12 protein-coding genes, 1 tRNA gene and 1 pseudogene are annotated in these 14,504 nt (G+C 43.2%); 5 read left to right on the top strand and 9 right to left on the bottom strand.

The window, feature by feature from the left end; all coding sequences use genetic code 11:
• Positions 1–111: 111 nt before the first annotated feature.
• The 4 genes from V7K67_RS12420 to V7K67_RS12405 form a co-directional block, all read right to left on the bottom strand.
• Positions 112–2,862 carry a M16 family metallopeptidase gene (locus tag V7K67_RS12420; RefSeq protein ID WP_442943816.1) on the bottom strand — a complete coding sequence of 917 codons (2,751 nt, stop codon included), beginning with the start codon at positions 2,860–2,862 and terminating at the stop codon, positions 112–114.
• 351 nt (positions 2,863–3,213) lie between these two features.
• Entirely contained in the window at positions 3,214–3,657 is a 444-nt protein-coding gene (locus tag V7K67_RS12415; protein WP_334731429.1) for a VOC family protein, read from the bottom strand.
• A gap of 188 nt (positions 3,658–3,845) precedes the next feature.
• Complete coding sequence (locus tag V7K67_RS12410; protein ID WP_335166747.1) at positions 3,846–4,076, bottom strand: hypothetical protein; 231 nt, start codon at positions 4,074–4,076, stop codon at positions 3,846–3,848.
• Between the two features lie 108 nt (positions 4,077–4,184).
• A complete protein-coding gene (locus V7K67_RS12405; RefSeq protein ID WP_442936046.1) occupies positions 4,185–4,694 on the bottom strand; it encodes a TIGR02652 family protein in 510 nt (169 codons plus the stop codon).
• Between the two features lie 242 nt (positions 4,695–4,936).
• Between V7K67_RS12405 and V7K67_RS12400 the strand changes: the two genes are divergently transcribed.
• From V7K67_RS12400 to V7K67_RS12390, 3 genes are all read left to right on the top strand, one after another.
• Positions 4,937–5,464: a gamma carbonic anhydrase family protein gene (locus V7K67_RS12400; protein ID WP_334705841.1), complete on the top strand. Its 528-nt coding sequence runs from the start codon at positions 4,937–4,939 to the stop codon at positions 5,462–5,464.
• 353 nt (positions 5,465–5,817) lie between these two features.
• Positions 5,818–5,943, top strand: a complete 126-nt coding sequence (locus V7K67_RS12395; RefSeq protein ID WP_179067906.1) for a photosystem II protein Y — start codon at positions 5,818–5,820, stop codon at positions 5,941–5,943.
• Between the two features lie 435 nt (positions 5,944–6,378).
• Positions 6,379–7,659 carry a bifunctional folylpolyglutamate synthase/dihydrofolate synthase gene (locus V7K67_RS12390; protein WP_335166745.1) on the top strand — a complete coding sequence of 427 codons (1,281 nt, stop codon included), beginning with the start codon at positions 6,379–6,381 and terminating at the stop codon, positions 7,657–7,659.
• A 62-nt stretch (positions 7,660–7,721) separates the two neighbouring features.
• Here V7K67_RS12390 and V7K67_RS12385 read toward each other — a convergent pair.
• Positions 7,722–7,817, bottom strand: a pseudogene (locus V7K67_RS12385) (zinc ribbon domain-containing protein); the annotation flags it as partial.
• A gap of 475 nt (positions 7,818–8,292) precedes the next feature.
• On the opposite strand from V7K67_RS12385, the gene trxA reads away from it, so the two are divergent.
• Both trxA and V7K67_RS12375 read left to right on the top strand, forming a co-directional pair.
• Positions 8,293–8,616, top strand: coding sequence for a thioredoxin (gene trxA, locus V7K67_RS12380; protein WP_334706013.1), 324 nt, complete (start codon positions 8,293–8,295; stop codon positions 8,614–8,616).
• 698 nt (positions 8,617–9,314) lie between these two features.
• On the top strand, positions 9,315–10,127 hold the full coding sequence (locus tag V7K67_RS12375; protein WP_334698701.1) for a carbon-nitrogen hydrolase family protein: 813 nt from the start codon (positions 9,315–9,317) through the stop codon (positions 10,125–10,127).
• A 259-nt stretch (positions 10,128–10,386) separates the two neighbouring features.
• On the opposite strand, the gene fba is transcribed toward V7K67_RS12375, so the two are convergent.
• The 4 genes from fba to pdhA form a co-directional block, all read right to left on the bottom strand.
• Positions 10,387–11,466, bottom strand: coding sequence for a class II fructose-bisphosphate aldolase (fba, locus tag V7K67_RS12370; protein WP_334706012.1), 1,080 nt, complete (start codon positions 11,464–11,466; stop codon positions 10,387–10,389).
• A gap of 320 nt (positions 11,467–11,786) precedes the next feature.
• Positions 11,787–11,858, bottom strand: a tRNA-Lys gene (locus tag V7K67_RS12365).
• Between the two features lie 61 nt (positions 11,859–11,919).
• Positions 11,920–12,789, bottom strand: coding sequence for an aldose epimerase family protein (locus tag V7K67_RS12360; protein ID WP_334731590.1), 870 nt, complete (start codon positions 12,787–12,789; stop codon positions 11,920–11,922).
• A 214-nt stretch (positions 12,790–13,003) separates the two neighbouring features.
• Positions 13,004–14,038 carry a pyruvate dehydrogenase (acetyl-transferring) E1 component subunit alpha gene (gene pdhA, locus V7K67_RS12355; protein WP_334731591.1) on the bottom strand — a complete coding sequence of 345 codons (1,035 nt, stop codon included), beginning with the start codon at positions 14,036–14,038 and terminating at the stop codon, positions 13,004–13,006.
• Between the last annotated feature and the right edge of the window lie 466 nt (positions 14,039–14,504).

Below are 14,504 nucleotides of genomic sequence, written 5' to 3'. Positions count from 1 at the left end.
AAGTCCCTGGTTTACCTCACCCTCAATCCCTCTCCTTATAAACTATCCATTACCCGGATCTTTCTTAACATTTACGAGAGTATTCACATTATCCATGCCCAATGCCCATTTTTACCTCATGTTTTTCTCTGCTAATACAGATGGGCCAGCAGTAACAACCACAATTTTATCTGGGTGGAGCAACTCACGAGCCGCTTGATTAACTTGGTCAAGAGTGACTTTCTGAATTTTATCAGTGAAGGAGTGCAATTCTACTTTATCTAGTCCATACACCTCATTCATCAGAATTCTATCTGTTAATTCTTCTGGGTTGGCCAGGGAAACGTTGTAGTTGCTGATAAGCGTGCGTTTAGCTGTTTCGACTTCCAGTGCGGTGACGCCTTGTTGATGGATTTGCTGTAGGATTTCGCGGGTACTAGCGATCGCTTTACTGCTATCTTCAGGACTAGTTTGCATTTCTATCAAAAAAGTGCCCACATTCTTCCCAGCTTGAAAGTAGCTATAAATTCCATAGCTTAAACCTTGGCGATCGCGCACTTCTGCCCCCAGTCTACTAGATAAGGTATCGCCTCCCAAAATCTGGTTCAATACTAAGGCGGCATGAAACCGAGGATCGTAACGGTTAATCCCTGTGTAACCCATATAAGTTACAGCTTGGGTTTTATCTGGTAAAACCGGGTTGACACTCACGATTTCCTCCGGCATTGATACCGTGGGATATTTTAATGTGGGTGCTTGGCCGCTAACTTCCCAGTCTCCAAACTCATTTTTAATCAGCGATCGCACAATGTCCAGATCAAAATCTCCCACCAGCGCTAGCACTGTCGTATCTGGACGATAATGTTTAGCTTTGAAATCAATCACATCCTGACGCTGAATCTGCTGTAAACTCTCTTCTGTGGGAAAGGTATGTAAGGGATGTTTTTTCGGGTAAATTGACTGAACAAATATCCTTCTAGCTACTTCTGATGGCTCATCTAATTCCAATTGCAAATCGGTTAGAGTTTGTTGGCGATGCAGTTCCAATTCTTTGACTGGAAAGGTACTATTTTTTACAACATCTGCCAATACTTCCAGGAGTATCGGTAAATCCTCTGCCAAACTATCACCTTCGATATGCACACCTTCCCGGTGGGTTTGAAAGTCTAAACTCGCCCCTCTTTCTGCCAAGACTTTGGCAATAGTTAAGACATCCTTGTTATTAGTGCCATTTAGCAAATTCTCTGATACAAAAGCAGCCAATCCAGCTTTATTGTCTGGATCAAATTCCGTCCCAGCTTGAATGTGGCCGCTTAGGGTAACGGTGGGAGTACTACGATCGGGTAACAGTAATATCCGCAGTCCGTTAGTAAATTTAAATTCCTGTGGTAATATTTGAGCGATTGCGTCTGTAGCCAAATCCACAGGCGGTAAGTATTTCATCACCTCAGAAGGAAGCACAGGTGCTAGAGGAGAGAAATTTTCTGTAGTTTGGGCTGAGTCTGGTTTGTCGCCAACTTCTGCGATCATCTTCTGAGTTGGTTCAAAAAAGCCTACTGTACGTACTTCTTTTGTGAGGTATTTGTTAATCACAGTCACAACATCTGTCGGCTTCACCAGCCGGACAGCTGCCAAATAGCGGTCTGTGTAGCGATAATCACCGACTGTTGTCTCATCAGTACCCAATCGCATGGCTTGAGAGGTGATATCACGGTTACTCAAAATTACATCTGCGATTAATTGGGTTTTGGCTTGTTCAACTTCCTCAGATGTCACGCCTTTTTCTGCTACATTAGCGATCGCACTACTCAACATTGAGTCAATTTTTTTCAAATCTTGTTTAGATCCAGCCGTCACCAAAACCTCATACCAGCCAGATTCTCGCAAACTGGTAACGGATGCCGTAACTTCACTCGCTAAACCTGATTCCACTAATGCCTGATAAAGTCTAGAATTCCGTCCCTCAGTCAAGATGTAATCCATCACATCCAACGCAGGCACATCCGGTTGATTTGCATCTGGTAGCGGATACACAACTTGTAACAGTCGTCCTACTCCTGGTTCTCGCAATACTATGGGGGATGAGGGGGATGAGGGGGATGAGGGGGGAATAACTACTAGCTCCTGCCTCTTCGGTATTTTGCCAAATGTCTCTTTAATTGTTTCTAGAGTGTTTGCAGTTTGAAAATCTCCCACAATTACTAAGACGGCATTATCGGGATTGTAAAAATTGCGGTAATATTTCTCTACCTGCTCAACTTCAAATTTCTCGACATCAGCTTTGGTACCACCTACAGGCAAACCATAAGCGTGATTGGGAAACACCGCTTGCATGACGGCGCGGTTGAGACGATATTCTGGACTATTTTCGTAACCTTGCAACTCGGAAATTACTACCCGCTTTTCACTCGCTAGTTGCTCTGGCTCAATCTGGGAATTTTGCATTCTGTCTGCTTCTAGCACTAAAAGCGCTTTTAGCTTGTTTCGTTCCACAGTACCGTAATACGCAGTTTGGTCATAGCTGGTAAAAGCATTGGAATCACTACCTAAAGCACTAAACAAACGTCCAAATTGAATCGGACGATTTCGAGTGCCTTTAAACATCATGTGTTCTAACTGGTGGGCAATGCCATTCACGCCCGGTTCTTCGTTACGTGAGCCAACCTTGTACCACACTTGCACCGTCACCACTGGCGCAGTATGCACTTCCTTTGTCAGGACAGTTAGACCATTTTCTAGCACTGTCTTGCGGACATTTTCTGTCAGTGTTGAGGGCATTATTCTTTTTATTAGCAAGGTTGACTGATATTTTTCTTTGTTAGAGATAACTGAATGTTGGCTATGAGCAGGTTGATCGCTCAATACAAAACTGCTAGTAGCCATAAGCTTAAAATTAATAACGGCAAGGGATATCTAAGTAAGTCGGTGCTAATATTTCCAGCTATGTTAACGAATTTTAATGTAGGGTGTGTTGTCGCAAAGCGCAACGCACCGTCAACAATCTCAGGTGCGTACACCCTACAGCTAATTTATATTTCTTCATATACATTGAATTTTTCTCACCGACTTACTTATAAAATTTGGAAAATCCATATATGTATCTAGAAGATGTGCCTGTAAAATAAGCTACATAGCTTTTGGAGTGACTACAGTTTTATCTGGTAAAAAAATCTTTTACCTCAGCAACAATACAGAAAAATAATATATTAACAATAAAGGTAATAAAAAGCTAAATTATGGGATTTTTGCTAAAACCCGAATGAATTCCAGAGGTAAGCCATCGGTATCAGCGATGAAAGCTACTTCGTAAATGCGATCGCCTATTTGCTGTTGTGTCGGTTCTAAAAGTATCTTCAACGGTTGTAATTCTTGGGTTTGACTCTCAGTAGCGAGTAATACACGTTCTTGTAAATTTGTCAACCAGCTAGGTAAATCTGGTGTCATCTCAGTTAAATCGAACGAGAGATGGTAATACCCCACATAATGCTCATCAGCAAAAGCATCTGGGGCTGGTTTTGGTTCGGGAATTTGGATTAGTTCAATTCTGCCGCCCAATCCTTCCATCCAGCAAGCTAGGGTGTAGCCTGTGGTAAAGCGTTCCGAGATTGTAAACCCTAAATGTTCGTAGAAAGCGATCGCTCGATGAATATTCGCAGTCCGAATAGAAGCGTGGTGCATAACAAAAGTTAGGAGTTAGGAGTTAGGAGTTAGGAGTTAGGAGTTAGGAGTTAGGAGTTATGAGTTAGGAGTTAGGAGTTAGGAGTTAGGAGTTAGGAGTTATGAGTTAGGAGTTAGGAGTTATGAGTTAGGAGTTATGAGTTAGGAGTTAGGAGTTATGAGTTATGAATTGAATTTAACTCCTAATACTAATTCTTTGTGAAACCGCACAAAATAAAGCTTGGTGACACAGGGGCTTGAGCAAACTGTTCGGGAGCAACCTCAGATGTAATCGGTATAACTCCAAACTCCAAACTCCAAACTCCTAACTCCAAACTCCAAACTCCTAACTCCAAACTCCAAACTCCTAACTCCAAACTCCAAACTCCTAACTCCAAACTCCAAACTCCAAACTCCAAACTCCAAACTCCAAACTCCAAACTCCAAACTCCTAACTCCTAACTCCTAACTCCAAACTCCAAACTCCTAACTCCAAACTCCTAACTCCAAACTCCTAACTCCAAACTCCTAACTCCTAACTCCTAACTTTACTCAAACAACCTGAAATAAGGGTAGCGCACAGGAACGCCAGGCTCTTTTTCCAAGTCAAAATTAATTACTTCCCAAGAGGGATCTTCTGAGGTATCGGGGCTAAACTCTACGGGTAAGCCGTACAAACGGGCAGCAGTAGCTTCTGGTTGTCCAGAACGCCAAGGCGTGCTGCGTTCTAAATAGCCACTCATCAATTCCTGATAGCGTCGAGCAATAATCACTCGTGTTGCTCGAAAGCCTTGGGTATAGAGCTTATCTAATGCTTCGTGAATTTCAAAGCGAATACCATCAGGATGAGTATGCTGCCTGTACCATTCATTATTCCACCTCCGCCAATGACGCCCCGATTGCAAATGGATTAACTCTCCATTTTTAGGATTAGCTTCAAAGGCGCCATGACGAGGACACAAATAGGTATCTGTTAGTGTCAGCGCCGGAATAGTCTGGCGACAATGGGGACACTGTATTTCCGGCCCAAACATCGGGTACTGCAAACCTGGATTCATCATGAAGTGCATACAAACATAATTTTGTCTTCACCAGCACTAGTGGGTTGGATTATACAATTCGGCTCAACCACTTTGGGTTACTTGCTCACTGCTGCATAGACACGGTGTTGCGGCAGGAACATTATTCACTAGTGTTTTCCTCAGCGTAGAGGTTTGACGCTGTGATATTCTGGTTATGCAGCCAGCCTCAAAGGTTGGAGTTTTTCCAGTGTTCCTGAGTACCATATTCATATTCTATCGTGTCTACCGCTTCTTACTGGACATCTCCTGATTTTTCTCAAGCTGCCTTCATTGCAGATAATGCTGTTGTTATGGGTTCGGTAAATATAGCACCAGGAGTGAGCATTTGGTATGGAGCAGTGATTAGGGGAGATGTAGAACGGATTGAAATTGGCGAATGCACAAATATTCAAGATGGTGCAATTTTACATGGCGATCCTGGTTTTCCGACAATCTTAGAAGATTATATTACCGTAGGACATCGGGCTGTGGTACATTCTGCTTACATTGAGCGTGGAAGTTTGATTGGCATTGGCGCAGTGATTTTAGATGGGGTAAGAGTAGGCGCTGGTAGCATTATCGGTGCTGGTGCAGTTGTAACTAAAAATGTACCGCCTTTGTCCCTAGTTGTCGGTATTCCTGGTAAAGTATTACGTCAAGTAACAGAAGTTGAAGCCGCAGAACTGATTGAACACGCTAAACGTTACCAAAAGTTAGCTTTAGTTCATGCTGGCAAGGGTACTGATATTGGTTTTAGCAAGGCTTAGGGGGTGGAGAGTAGAAGGGACAAGGGGACAAGGGAGAAATAACTATGCCCAATGCCCAATGCCCCACAATTTAATTGGTAAAAACTTTCTTACAGATGTATGACGAATCCCCAAAATTTTCTGGTAAACTAAAAACTGTCTTGACCATCAATGCCATAAGCGAAAACCAAGCTAACAGGTATATGTTGCAAGAGAAAGTTTGGGTCTTGGGAACCAGGACTCCTGACAAGAGGAGGGAATGTAAGACCAAAAAAAACTACGAAGTAATTGATGGCTATTCCCGATGAATTGGGAAGCCCCGTCCGTCTTAGGTTGGGGTAGTTCACTTTCTACTTAAGAGAGGGGTTCCAGATATGGATATCGATTTCCGTATAGCGATAGTTTTAGCACCAGTTGCCATTGCCGCTGGTTGGGCAGTGTTTAATATTGGCGCTGCCGCTTTAAGACAAATTCAAGGCTTTTTGGACAAGGAAGCCTAAATTAGGCTTAATATCATCACTCTTCAATCGGCTGTTTCTGTTTACAGAGGCAGTCGATTTTATTGAGGCATAGGCGTTATAGCGCTTATCGCTTGGTTGCAGTACCGTTTTGACCTCTCTCCTTTTAGGCTATGCGTTACCCACATCTTTCTTTACAATCTTGAAACCCATGTCCTATAACCATCTTAGACACTGAGAATTTAGGCATACTTGACAAATTCGCTTTTAATCTTCTCGCTAAAACTGCGTTTTTATTGAGAATGAACAACGAACGAATCAGGGTTATAAAAACCTGAGTCAAGACTTTCGCAAATGTTAAGAAAGATCCGGGTAATGGATAGCCCTACAAGGGAAGAGGTTGGGGGTTAGGTCTGTATTGGACTCAACCGTAAACTGCTATAGTTATTCTCCTTGTCCCCACTCCCCAGTCCCTTCTTGAATATCGATTCTGTAATACAACCCCTGCAACGCTTTGGTGTCCATCTCGGACTCGATCGCATTGTCAATCTATTGGCAAATCTTGACAATCCTCATCATCAAGTCTCGGTAATTCACGTTGCTGGCACTAATGGCAAAGGTTCCGTCTGTGCCTATCTTTCCTCAGTACTTACTGAGGCTGGTTATCGGACAGGACGCTACACTTCCCCCCATTTAGTTGATTGGACGGAACGTATTTGTTTGAATGAACAGCCAATTTCCTCTGAGGAACTAAGTCAATTATTAGAAAAAGTCCAAACAGTGATTCGCCCTGATGAAGAATCAGCAACTCAGTTTGAAGTAATTACGGCGGCTGCTTGGTTATATTTTGCCCAGCAGCAAGTTGATGTAGCTGTGGTAGAAGTTGGACTAGGAGGGCGCTTAGATGCGACAAATGTCTGTTTGGAACCTTTAGTTACAATCATCACTTCCATTAGCCGGGAACACTGGCAGCAACTTGGCCCTACCATTGCTGACATTGCGAGAGAAAAAGCAGGTATTCTCAAACCTGGGTGTCCTGTTGTGGTTGGGCCATTGCCACCAGAGGCAGACAAGGTGGTGCGATCGCGTGCTTTAGAATTACAATGTCCGCTTTTTATGCCTCAACCTGCCCATGAAATCGCTACAGGATGGGCAGAGTATGAAACAATTCAAAATTCAAAGTTAATTAAATATCCTTTGCCATTAGCGGGACAAATTCAGTTAACTAATTCAGCTTTAGCTTTAGCTGCGTTAGAAATTCTCCAGCAACAAGGTTGGCAGATTTCAGAAGAAGCCATAATTAACGGCATGGCAAAAACTAAATGGCCAGGGCGGATGCAATGGACTACTTGGAAAAACCATAAATTATTAGTTGATGGCGCTCATAATACCGCCGCCGCCCAAGTTCTCCGCCAGTATATTGATAGCTTAGACGCAGTTACTCATGAGCCAGTCAATTGGGTGATGGGAATGTTTGCCGATAAGGATCATACTGATATTTTTACCGCTTTACTGCGACCAGGCGATCGCCTTTTTTTAGTACCAATACCAGTAGAACCCTTCCCCGGTAGAATTTCCGCCGATTTAGACTACTTATCAAACTTAGCTTACAACCTCTGTCCCGAATTAAGCGATCGCCAAATCCATCCAGATTTATTCACAGCCCTAGAAGCCGCTACCACAGACGATTTAATCGTTTTGTGTGGTTCCCTTTATTTAGTAGGCGACTTTTTACAAATGACGCCTAATGTGAATTAGAAAAAAAGGCGGGAGAAGTAAGAAGATAAAAGTTACCAGCTTTTCAACTCAGACTTCCCCCATGACAAATCCAGAGTTTCTAAAATGTGTCCGCAGCAGGAACAAGTTTTACTAGAAGGATACCACTGGTCAATATAGACTACTTGCTTACCTTTCTTCAATCACACCATAGGCTGTCACATTTTGGTAGATTGCACAATATTCGTCCACAAATTTTGTGCTTGGTTTGGAACCTCTGGGCTGTGTCATCGTCCCATCCTGCCTTTCAGACCTCTTTTCTGATTTTACTCTCCCCGGAGTGACAAAAGAAAGTTATTGATGTTCTCACTTTCCAGTCCCAACCTATTTAATTCACATTAGACGTCAATCCCCAATTCTTGAATAAATTTTTCCAGCCCCCAAACAATTGCTGGAAAAATCCGATATGTCACCTACAATGGAGATAGCGGAGACGCATGTTTCCGTTCACTCCTCACACCACACTCCGCCCGGACTACTGTTCGGGCGGTTCCTTATGTTTGTAAATAAATTCTAGAGCTTCTTTGCAAATGTACATCCTCTACTCCCAAGCTGAGGTTTTTGCTATGGTAGAATTTTCACCAAGCTCAGATATTATTGGCGAAGGTTTTAGGCATGTCAGCAGCCGCACAAGTTACCGATTCTAGTTTCAAGCAAGAAGTACTCGAAAGCGATGTACCTGTTTTAGTGGACTTTTGGGCACCCTGGTGCGGACCATGCCGTATGGTAGCTCCTGTTGTCGATGAAATTTCCGAACAGTACAAAGGTCAAATAAAGGTCGTAAAAGTCAACACAGATGAAAATCCTAATGTTGCTAGTCAGTACGGCATCCGCAGCATTCCCACGTTAATGATTTTTAAGGGTGGACACAAAGTCGATATGGTGGTCGGCGCCGTGCCTAAAACTACATTAGCTTCCACTCTCGAAAAGCATCTTTGAAACTCAATCGGCAATAAAATCCTCTTGAGTTATCCATTTTTTTCTAACTTTAAGTTAATTTTTATAAACAAGTTTGAGAGACGTCAATTTCTCGTCTCCCAGACTTGTTTACATTTGTATACAGTTTCAGAAGATTTTTAGGAGTCTTCTACCTCAAAAACAATTCCCTAATTTCTGCACTACCAATTTCTATACGCTAGTACAACACGGCGCTTATATGCGGGCAAGATGCCCACCCCACAATATTGGATAATTTATTTCTTGGAGTTCTCTTACTTCGCTTTTCTACAATTACGTTGTGCGTAGCTAGCTTCAGAGAAGGAGTACGCTTTGAATTCAACATTCAAAATTAGCAATCCCCATAAATAAAAAATTTATACTAATTTGAAAAATGATTGCGACAGATGAATTCACACCAAGCCAGAGGCATCAAGACGATTTCCATCCAAAATGGTGTTTAGTTGCCCTGTAAATACAGAAATATTCACACCAGACAGCTTTTATCAGGGTTTGATCACAACCTAATTGCAATCTTGCTCAGTTTGCTAGAACCCAGAGGCAGATTAAAATCAGCAATAAAACAAGTCTGTTAGAGAAAAGCAACACTGATGTATTTCTAATTAAGTTCCAGAGATGTTGAAGTAGCGATATATTTTGATAATCTATCTTCCATAAATCAACTGTTCGTTGTTGAATCTATGAAGTCTTATTTAGCCGCCGCTATTCAATTGACCAGTGTGCCCGATTTACAGAAAAATTTGGCACAGGCAGAAGAATTAATAGAGCTTGCCGTGCGTCAAGGTGCTGAATTGGTGGGTTTGCCAGAAAACTTTTCCTATATGGGAGAAGAAAAAGATAAACTCGCACAAGGAGATGCGATCGCTCTTGAAAGTGAAAAATTTCTCAAAAAAATGGCCCAACGCTTTCAAATTACGATCTTGGGCGGCAGCTTTCCACTTCCAGTAGATAATACAGGCAAAGTTTATAACACTACTCTACTCATCGATCCCAGCGGTGAAGAACTTGCCCGCTACTACAAAGTACACCTATTTGATGTTGATGTCCCCGACGGCAACACCTATCGCGAATCCAGCACAGTTGTGGCTGGTACGCAACTACCCCCCGTCTATTTTTCAGAAAAACTTGGTAATCTAGGGCTTTCTATTTGTTATGATGTCCGCTTCCCGGAACTGTATCGTCATCTGGCAGATAAGGGAGCCGATGTTATCTTTATTCCCGCCGCCTTTACCGCCTTTACAGGCAAAGACCACTGGCAAGTACTACTACAAGCCAGAGCCATCGAAAATACCGCCTACGTCATTGCTCCTGCCCAAACGGGGAATAACTACAGCCGTCGTCTAACCCACGGCCACGCGGTCATTATTGACCCTTGGGGTGTAATTTTAGCCGATGCTGGAGAAAAACCGGGAATTGCGATCGCAGAAATCAAGCCTACTAGGCTAGAACAAGTCCGCCGTCAAATGCCCTCTTTACAACATCGGGTGTTCTAGGGACTGGGGATTGGGGACTGGGGATTGGGGACTGGGGATTGGGGATTGGGGATTGTGGGGATTGGGGATTGGGGACTGGGGATTGGGGACTGGGGATGAGGGGGATGAGAATAACTAATGCCCAATGCCCAATTCCCAATGCCCAAACCTGAATGAATAAAACAAAAAACCGGGTGTTTACCCGGTTTCTGACAACAGTGAACTACTCAGTTTTTTAGGAGCATAACAGCGTTATGCCCCCATTTATTTGTCGTCAAAATTAAACTTTAGCCGCTGCTTTGGTAACAACGTTAAGTTCACCTTTAGCATACTTAGCGGCAAAATCTTCCAAAGAAATTTGCTTAATCTTGCTGGCGTTGCCAGCTGTGCCAAATTGCTGATAGCGTTCAGCACAAACCTTCTGCATGTATGTAATGGAAGGCTTGAGGAAGTGACGGGGGTCAAACTCCTCTGGTTTTTTAGCTAAAGCTTCACGGACAGCAGCAGTAATAGCCAAACGGTTGTCGGTGTCGATATTTACTTTCCGTACACCACTCTTAATACCTTTTTGGATTTCTTCTACAGGTACACCGTAGGTTTCAGGAATTGCACCGCCATACTGGTTAATCAATGCCAGCAAATCTTCCGGTACAGAAGAAGAACCGTGCATTACCAAGTGGGTGTTAGGTAGACGACGGTGAATTTCTTCAATACGGCTGATAGCCAAAATTTCACCTGTCGGCTTGCGGGTAAACTTGTAAGCACCGTGGCTAGTGCCAATGGCAACAGCCAAAGCATCTACTTGGGTTGCTTCTACGAAGTCAACAGCTTCATCAGGGTCGGTTAGCAATTGAGAGTGGTCAAGTGTACCTTCAAATCCGTGACCATCTTCAGCTTCGCCAGCACCAGTTTCTAGAGAACCCAAACAACCGAGTTCACCTTCAACGCTGACACCCAAAGCATGAGCTACATTTACAACTTCGCGGGTAACATTAACGTTGTACTCGAAGCTAGCGGGGGTCTTAGCATCAGCTTCTAAAGAACCATCCATCATCACGCTGGTGAAGTTGTTCTTAATTGCTGAGTAGCAGGTAGAAGGGGCATTACCATGATCTTGGTGCATGACAATGGGAATCTGAGGATAGGTTTCTACGGCTGCTAAAATCAGGTGGCGGAGAAAGTTTTCTCCTGCATAATTACGAGCGCCGCGTGAAGCTTGCAAAATTACGGGGCTATCTGTCTCGACAGCAGCCTTCATAATCGCCTGAATCTGCTCCAAATTGTTAACGTTGAAAGCTGGGATGCCGTAACCGTTTTCAGCTGCGTGATCCAACAGCAGCCGCAGTGGTACAAGCGCCATAGATAGTCCTCCTAATGTGGTTGTCAGCTAGTTGGTGTGAGAGAAGCGTAATGATTACGCTAAATCTTAAGAGTTTTTTCAACTTATAGGAAATTATAACTAGTGTCGTGTGTCTATGTTGAAAAAGTTTACGTCATAGTTACTATAAAAAAGTCCTATCTTCGCTCCCTACAGCTGTACTATGTCCCATACTTGCTCTGTATTGCTGTACATTTAGCTACCCTACAACTAGTAGCTTTGGTAGCCCAGTATCCAAAATGCTCATTTCTGGGATTAAAAGAGGAGCGATCGCCCTTTATCTCATTCATATACTTTTTGTATGGGTCGCCCGGGATTCGAACCCGGAACTAATCGGTTAAAAGCCGAGTACTCTACCGTTGAGTTAGCGACCCTTTCGCTGCATTTCGCAACTTTGCCATCATAGCACAAACATCTGTAGATTTGTAAAGGGGTTTAGAAAAAATTAGCAGTCAACCTTACAGATGCTGTGTGGCTAGCTCCTGGTGCTAACACAGTCAGGTTATCACCAGTGTTCAGAGAGTTACGGGTGGCACTCCACGGCTCTAGACAGTAGAATTCTTTACCTTTGACTGTCCAAAATACCAGGTAGGTAGAGAAATCATCATAATCCAAGGTGAGTTTTAACTTCCGGCTGCGATCTATCGCAGTGGCCGATTGACTCGTTAGCTGTCCAAAGGCAAAATCAATTTCATCACGACTAAAGTCAAAATTGCCGTCAAAAGAGTGAATTTCCTTAGTTTGATTATCTTGATACTGCTTAGAGGGAATTTCAAGCTCTAACTGAGTTTTATCACCACACAAAAAGTAGGGATGGAAACCAGCCGAAAAGGGCATTGGTGTGGATGACAAGTTTTTATACTGCTGACGGACTTCTAGGGTATTACCTTGAAGTTCGTAGGTGAAAGCCAACTGAAAATCAAAAGGATAAACAGCCTTGGTTTGCTCATTGCTATTCAGAACAACAGTGAGACTAGCTTGAGCTTTAGTTTTTTGTTCTGTTGCTGACCACGGCAATTCACGAGCAAAACCGTGTTGTTTGAGAGTATATTTTTGACCGTTATGAGTGTAAGTATTATCTGGTAAATTGCCACAAATAGGAAACAAAATTGGATTCCCACCTCTGACACTCAACTCAGGATGAGTAAAGCGTTCAGTATCCAAGTAGAAAATTTCTTGCCCTTGAATGCGCCAATGGGTGATGATACCACCGCGTTCGGGTACCACTTCTAACTGAGAACCAGCGGCTTCATCAGAAAGAATATAGGTCTTGTACTGTTGCTGTTGAACTGCAATGCTAAACACAAATTTTAGTCCTGGGTATAAGGATAGTTAGGAGTTAGGAGTTGTGAGTTAGGGGTTGTGAGTTAGGGGTTGTGAGTTAGGGGTTGTAAGTTAGGAGTTGTAAGTTAGGAGTTGTAAGTTAAAAATTCCTAACTCCAAACTCCAAACTCCAAACTCCAAACTCCAAACTCCAAACTCCAAACTCCAAACTCCTAACTCCAAACTCCTAACTTTGTTACTCGTCTTCTGCAAACACGAAACGATATAACTCGCTAGGATCTGGTTCAGGGCTGCTTTCGGCGAACTTAACGGCCTCGTCGATTACATCCTGAATTTTACGGTCAATGGCTTTAATCTCTTGCTCATCCGCTAGATTTTGCTCCAGCAAATAAGCTGCCAACTTCTTAATTGGGTCACGGGCAAACCAAAATTCTTTCTCCGCTTTGCTTCGCATTTCATCTGGATCTGCCAAGGAGTGACCCCGGAAGCGGTAGGTAAGTGCTTCAATTAATGTTGGGCCTTCACCTGCACGGGCACGGGCTACAGCTTCTTGTGCGACGGCTCGGACTGCTAGTACATCCATCCCATCTACTTCCACGCCCACCATGTTAAACACACTGGCTTTTTTATAAATCTCTGGCTGGGAAGTGGCTCGTTCGTGAGACATCCCAATGGCCCACTTATTATTTTCGACCACAAACAAAATTGGCAGTTTCCAGAGGGCTGCCATATTTAGTGTCTCGAAAAACTGACCGTTATTAGCTGCACCGTCGCCAAAAAAGCAAGCTGTCACTTGATCAGCACTTTCATCTCCCAGCACTTCGCGGCGGTATTTGCTTTGAAAAGCCGCTCCAGCTGCTACAGGAATTCCCTCTGCCACAAAAGCATAGCCACCAAGCAAGCGATGTTCGGCAGAAAACATGTGCATGGAACCACCGCGCCCTTTGCTGCAACCTGTGGCTTTGCCAAATAATTCTGCCATTACCTCTTTTGCTGGTACACCCGCACTCAGAGCATGAACATGGTCACGGTACGTACTACAAACGTAATCTTCACCCGGTCGCATGGACTGGACAACACCACTGCAAACAGCTTCTTGACCGTTGTACAAATGGACAAAACCAAACATTTTGCCCCTGTAGTACATTTCAGCGCACTTGTCTTCAAACAAGCGCCCTAATACCATATCCTCATACAACCGTAACCCTTCTTCCTTAGTAATATGCGTAGTAGCAGGATTAAAAGTGGGTAAAGTACGCTCTTGAACCATTATTTTTGAGTATCCCTGTTGTACAACTTAAAGTTACGGTCTTAAATAAGTTGGTCTGATAACACCTCGGCTTTTAACAGGCTAGCGTTTGCAAGACTCAACAATCAAACTTTATTTATGCACCAAAAAAGGGTCTTAGGGAATAGCTGAAGTTTTAATTTTTGATTTTTCACTTTTCAGCCCATGCCCCGTGAGGATTTTACTCTAACGGTAATATTTACCGCTTTGGGTTTTTCTCTCTCACTGAAACAGTTCCAAGTAACGAGTGTTCGACTAGGCATCAAGTTTCCGATTAGTGAGTACTGAGTGAAAAGATTCACAATCATTACTTCTTACTCAGCACTCAATACTCAGCACTCCTAAATTCTCCTTCATAGACTAGCAATCAAGATAGGCTGCTTTCTGCATATCCATTAACAATTTAAAAAAAAAGGAAGCAAAAGTCTTTGTACTCAAATCGGTAATT

Source organism: Nostoc sp. (assembly GCF_036917155.1).
Lineage (GTDB): Bacteria > Cyanobacteriota > Cyanobacteriia > Cyanobacteriales > Nostocaceae > Nostoc.
The sequence above is the reverse complement of the archived record's forward strand: the minus strand, read 5'-3'. Positions and strand labels throughout refer to the sequence as shown.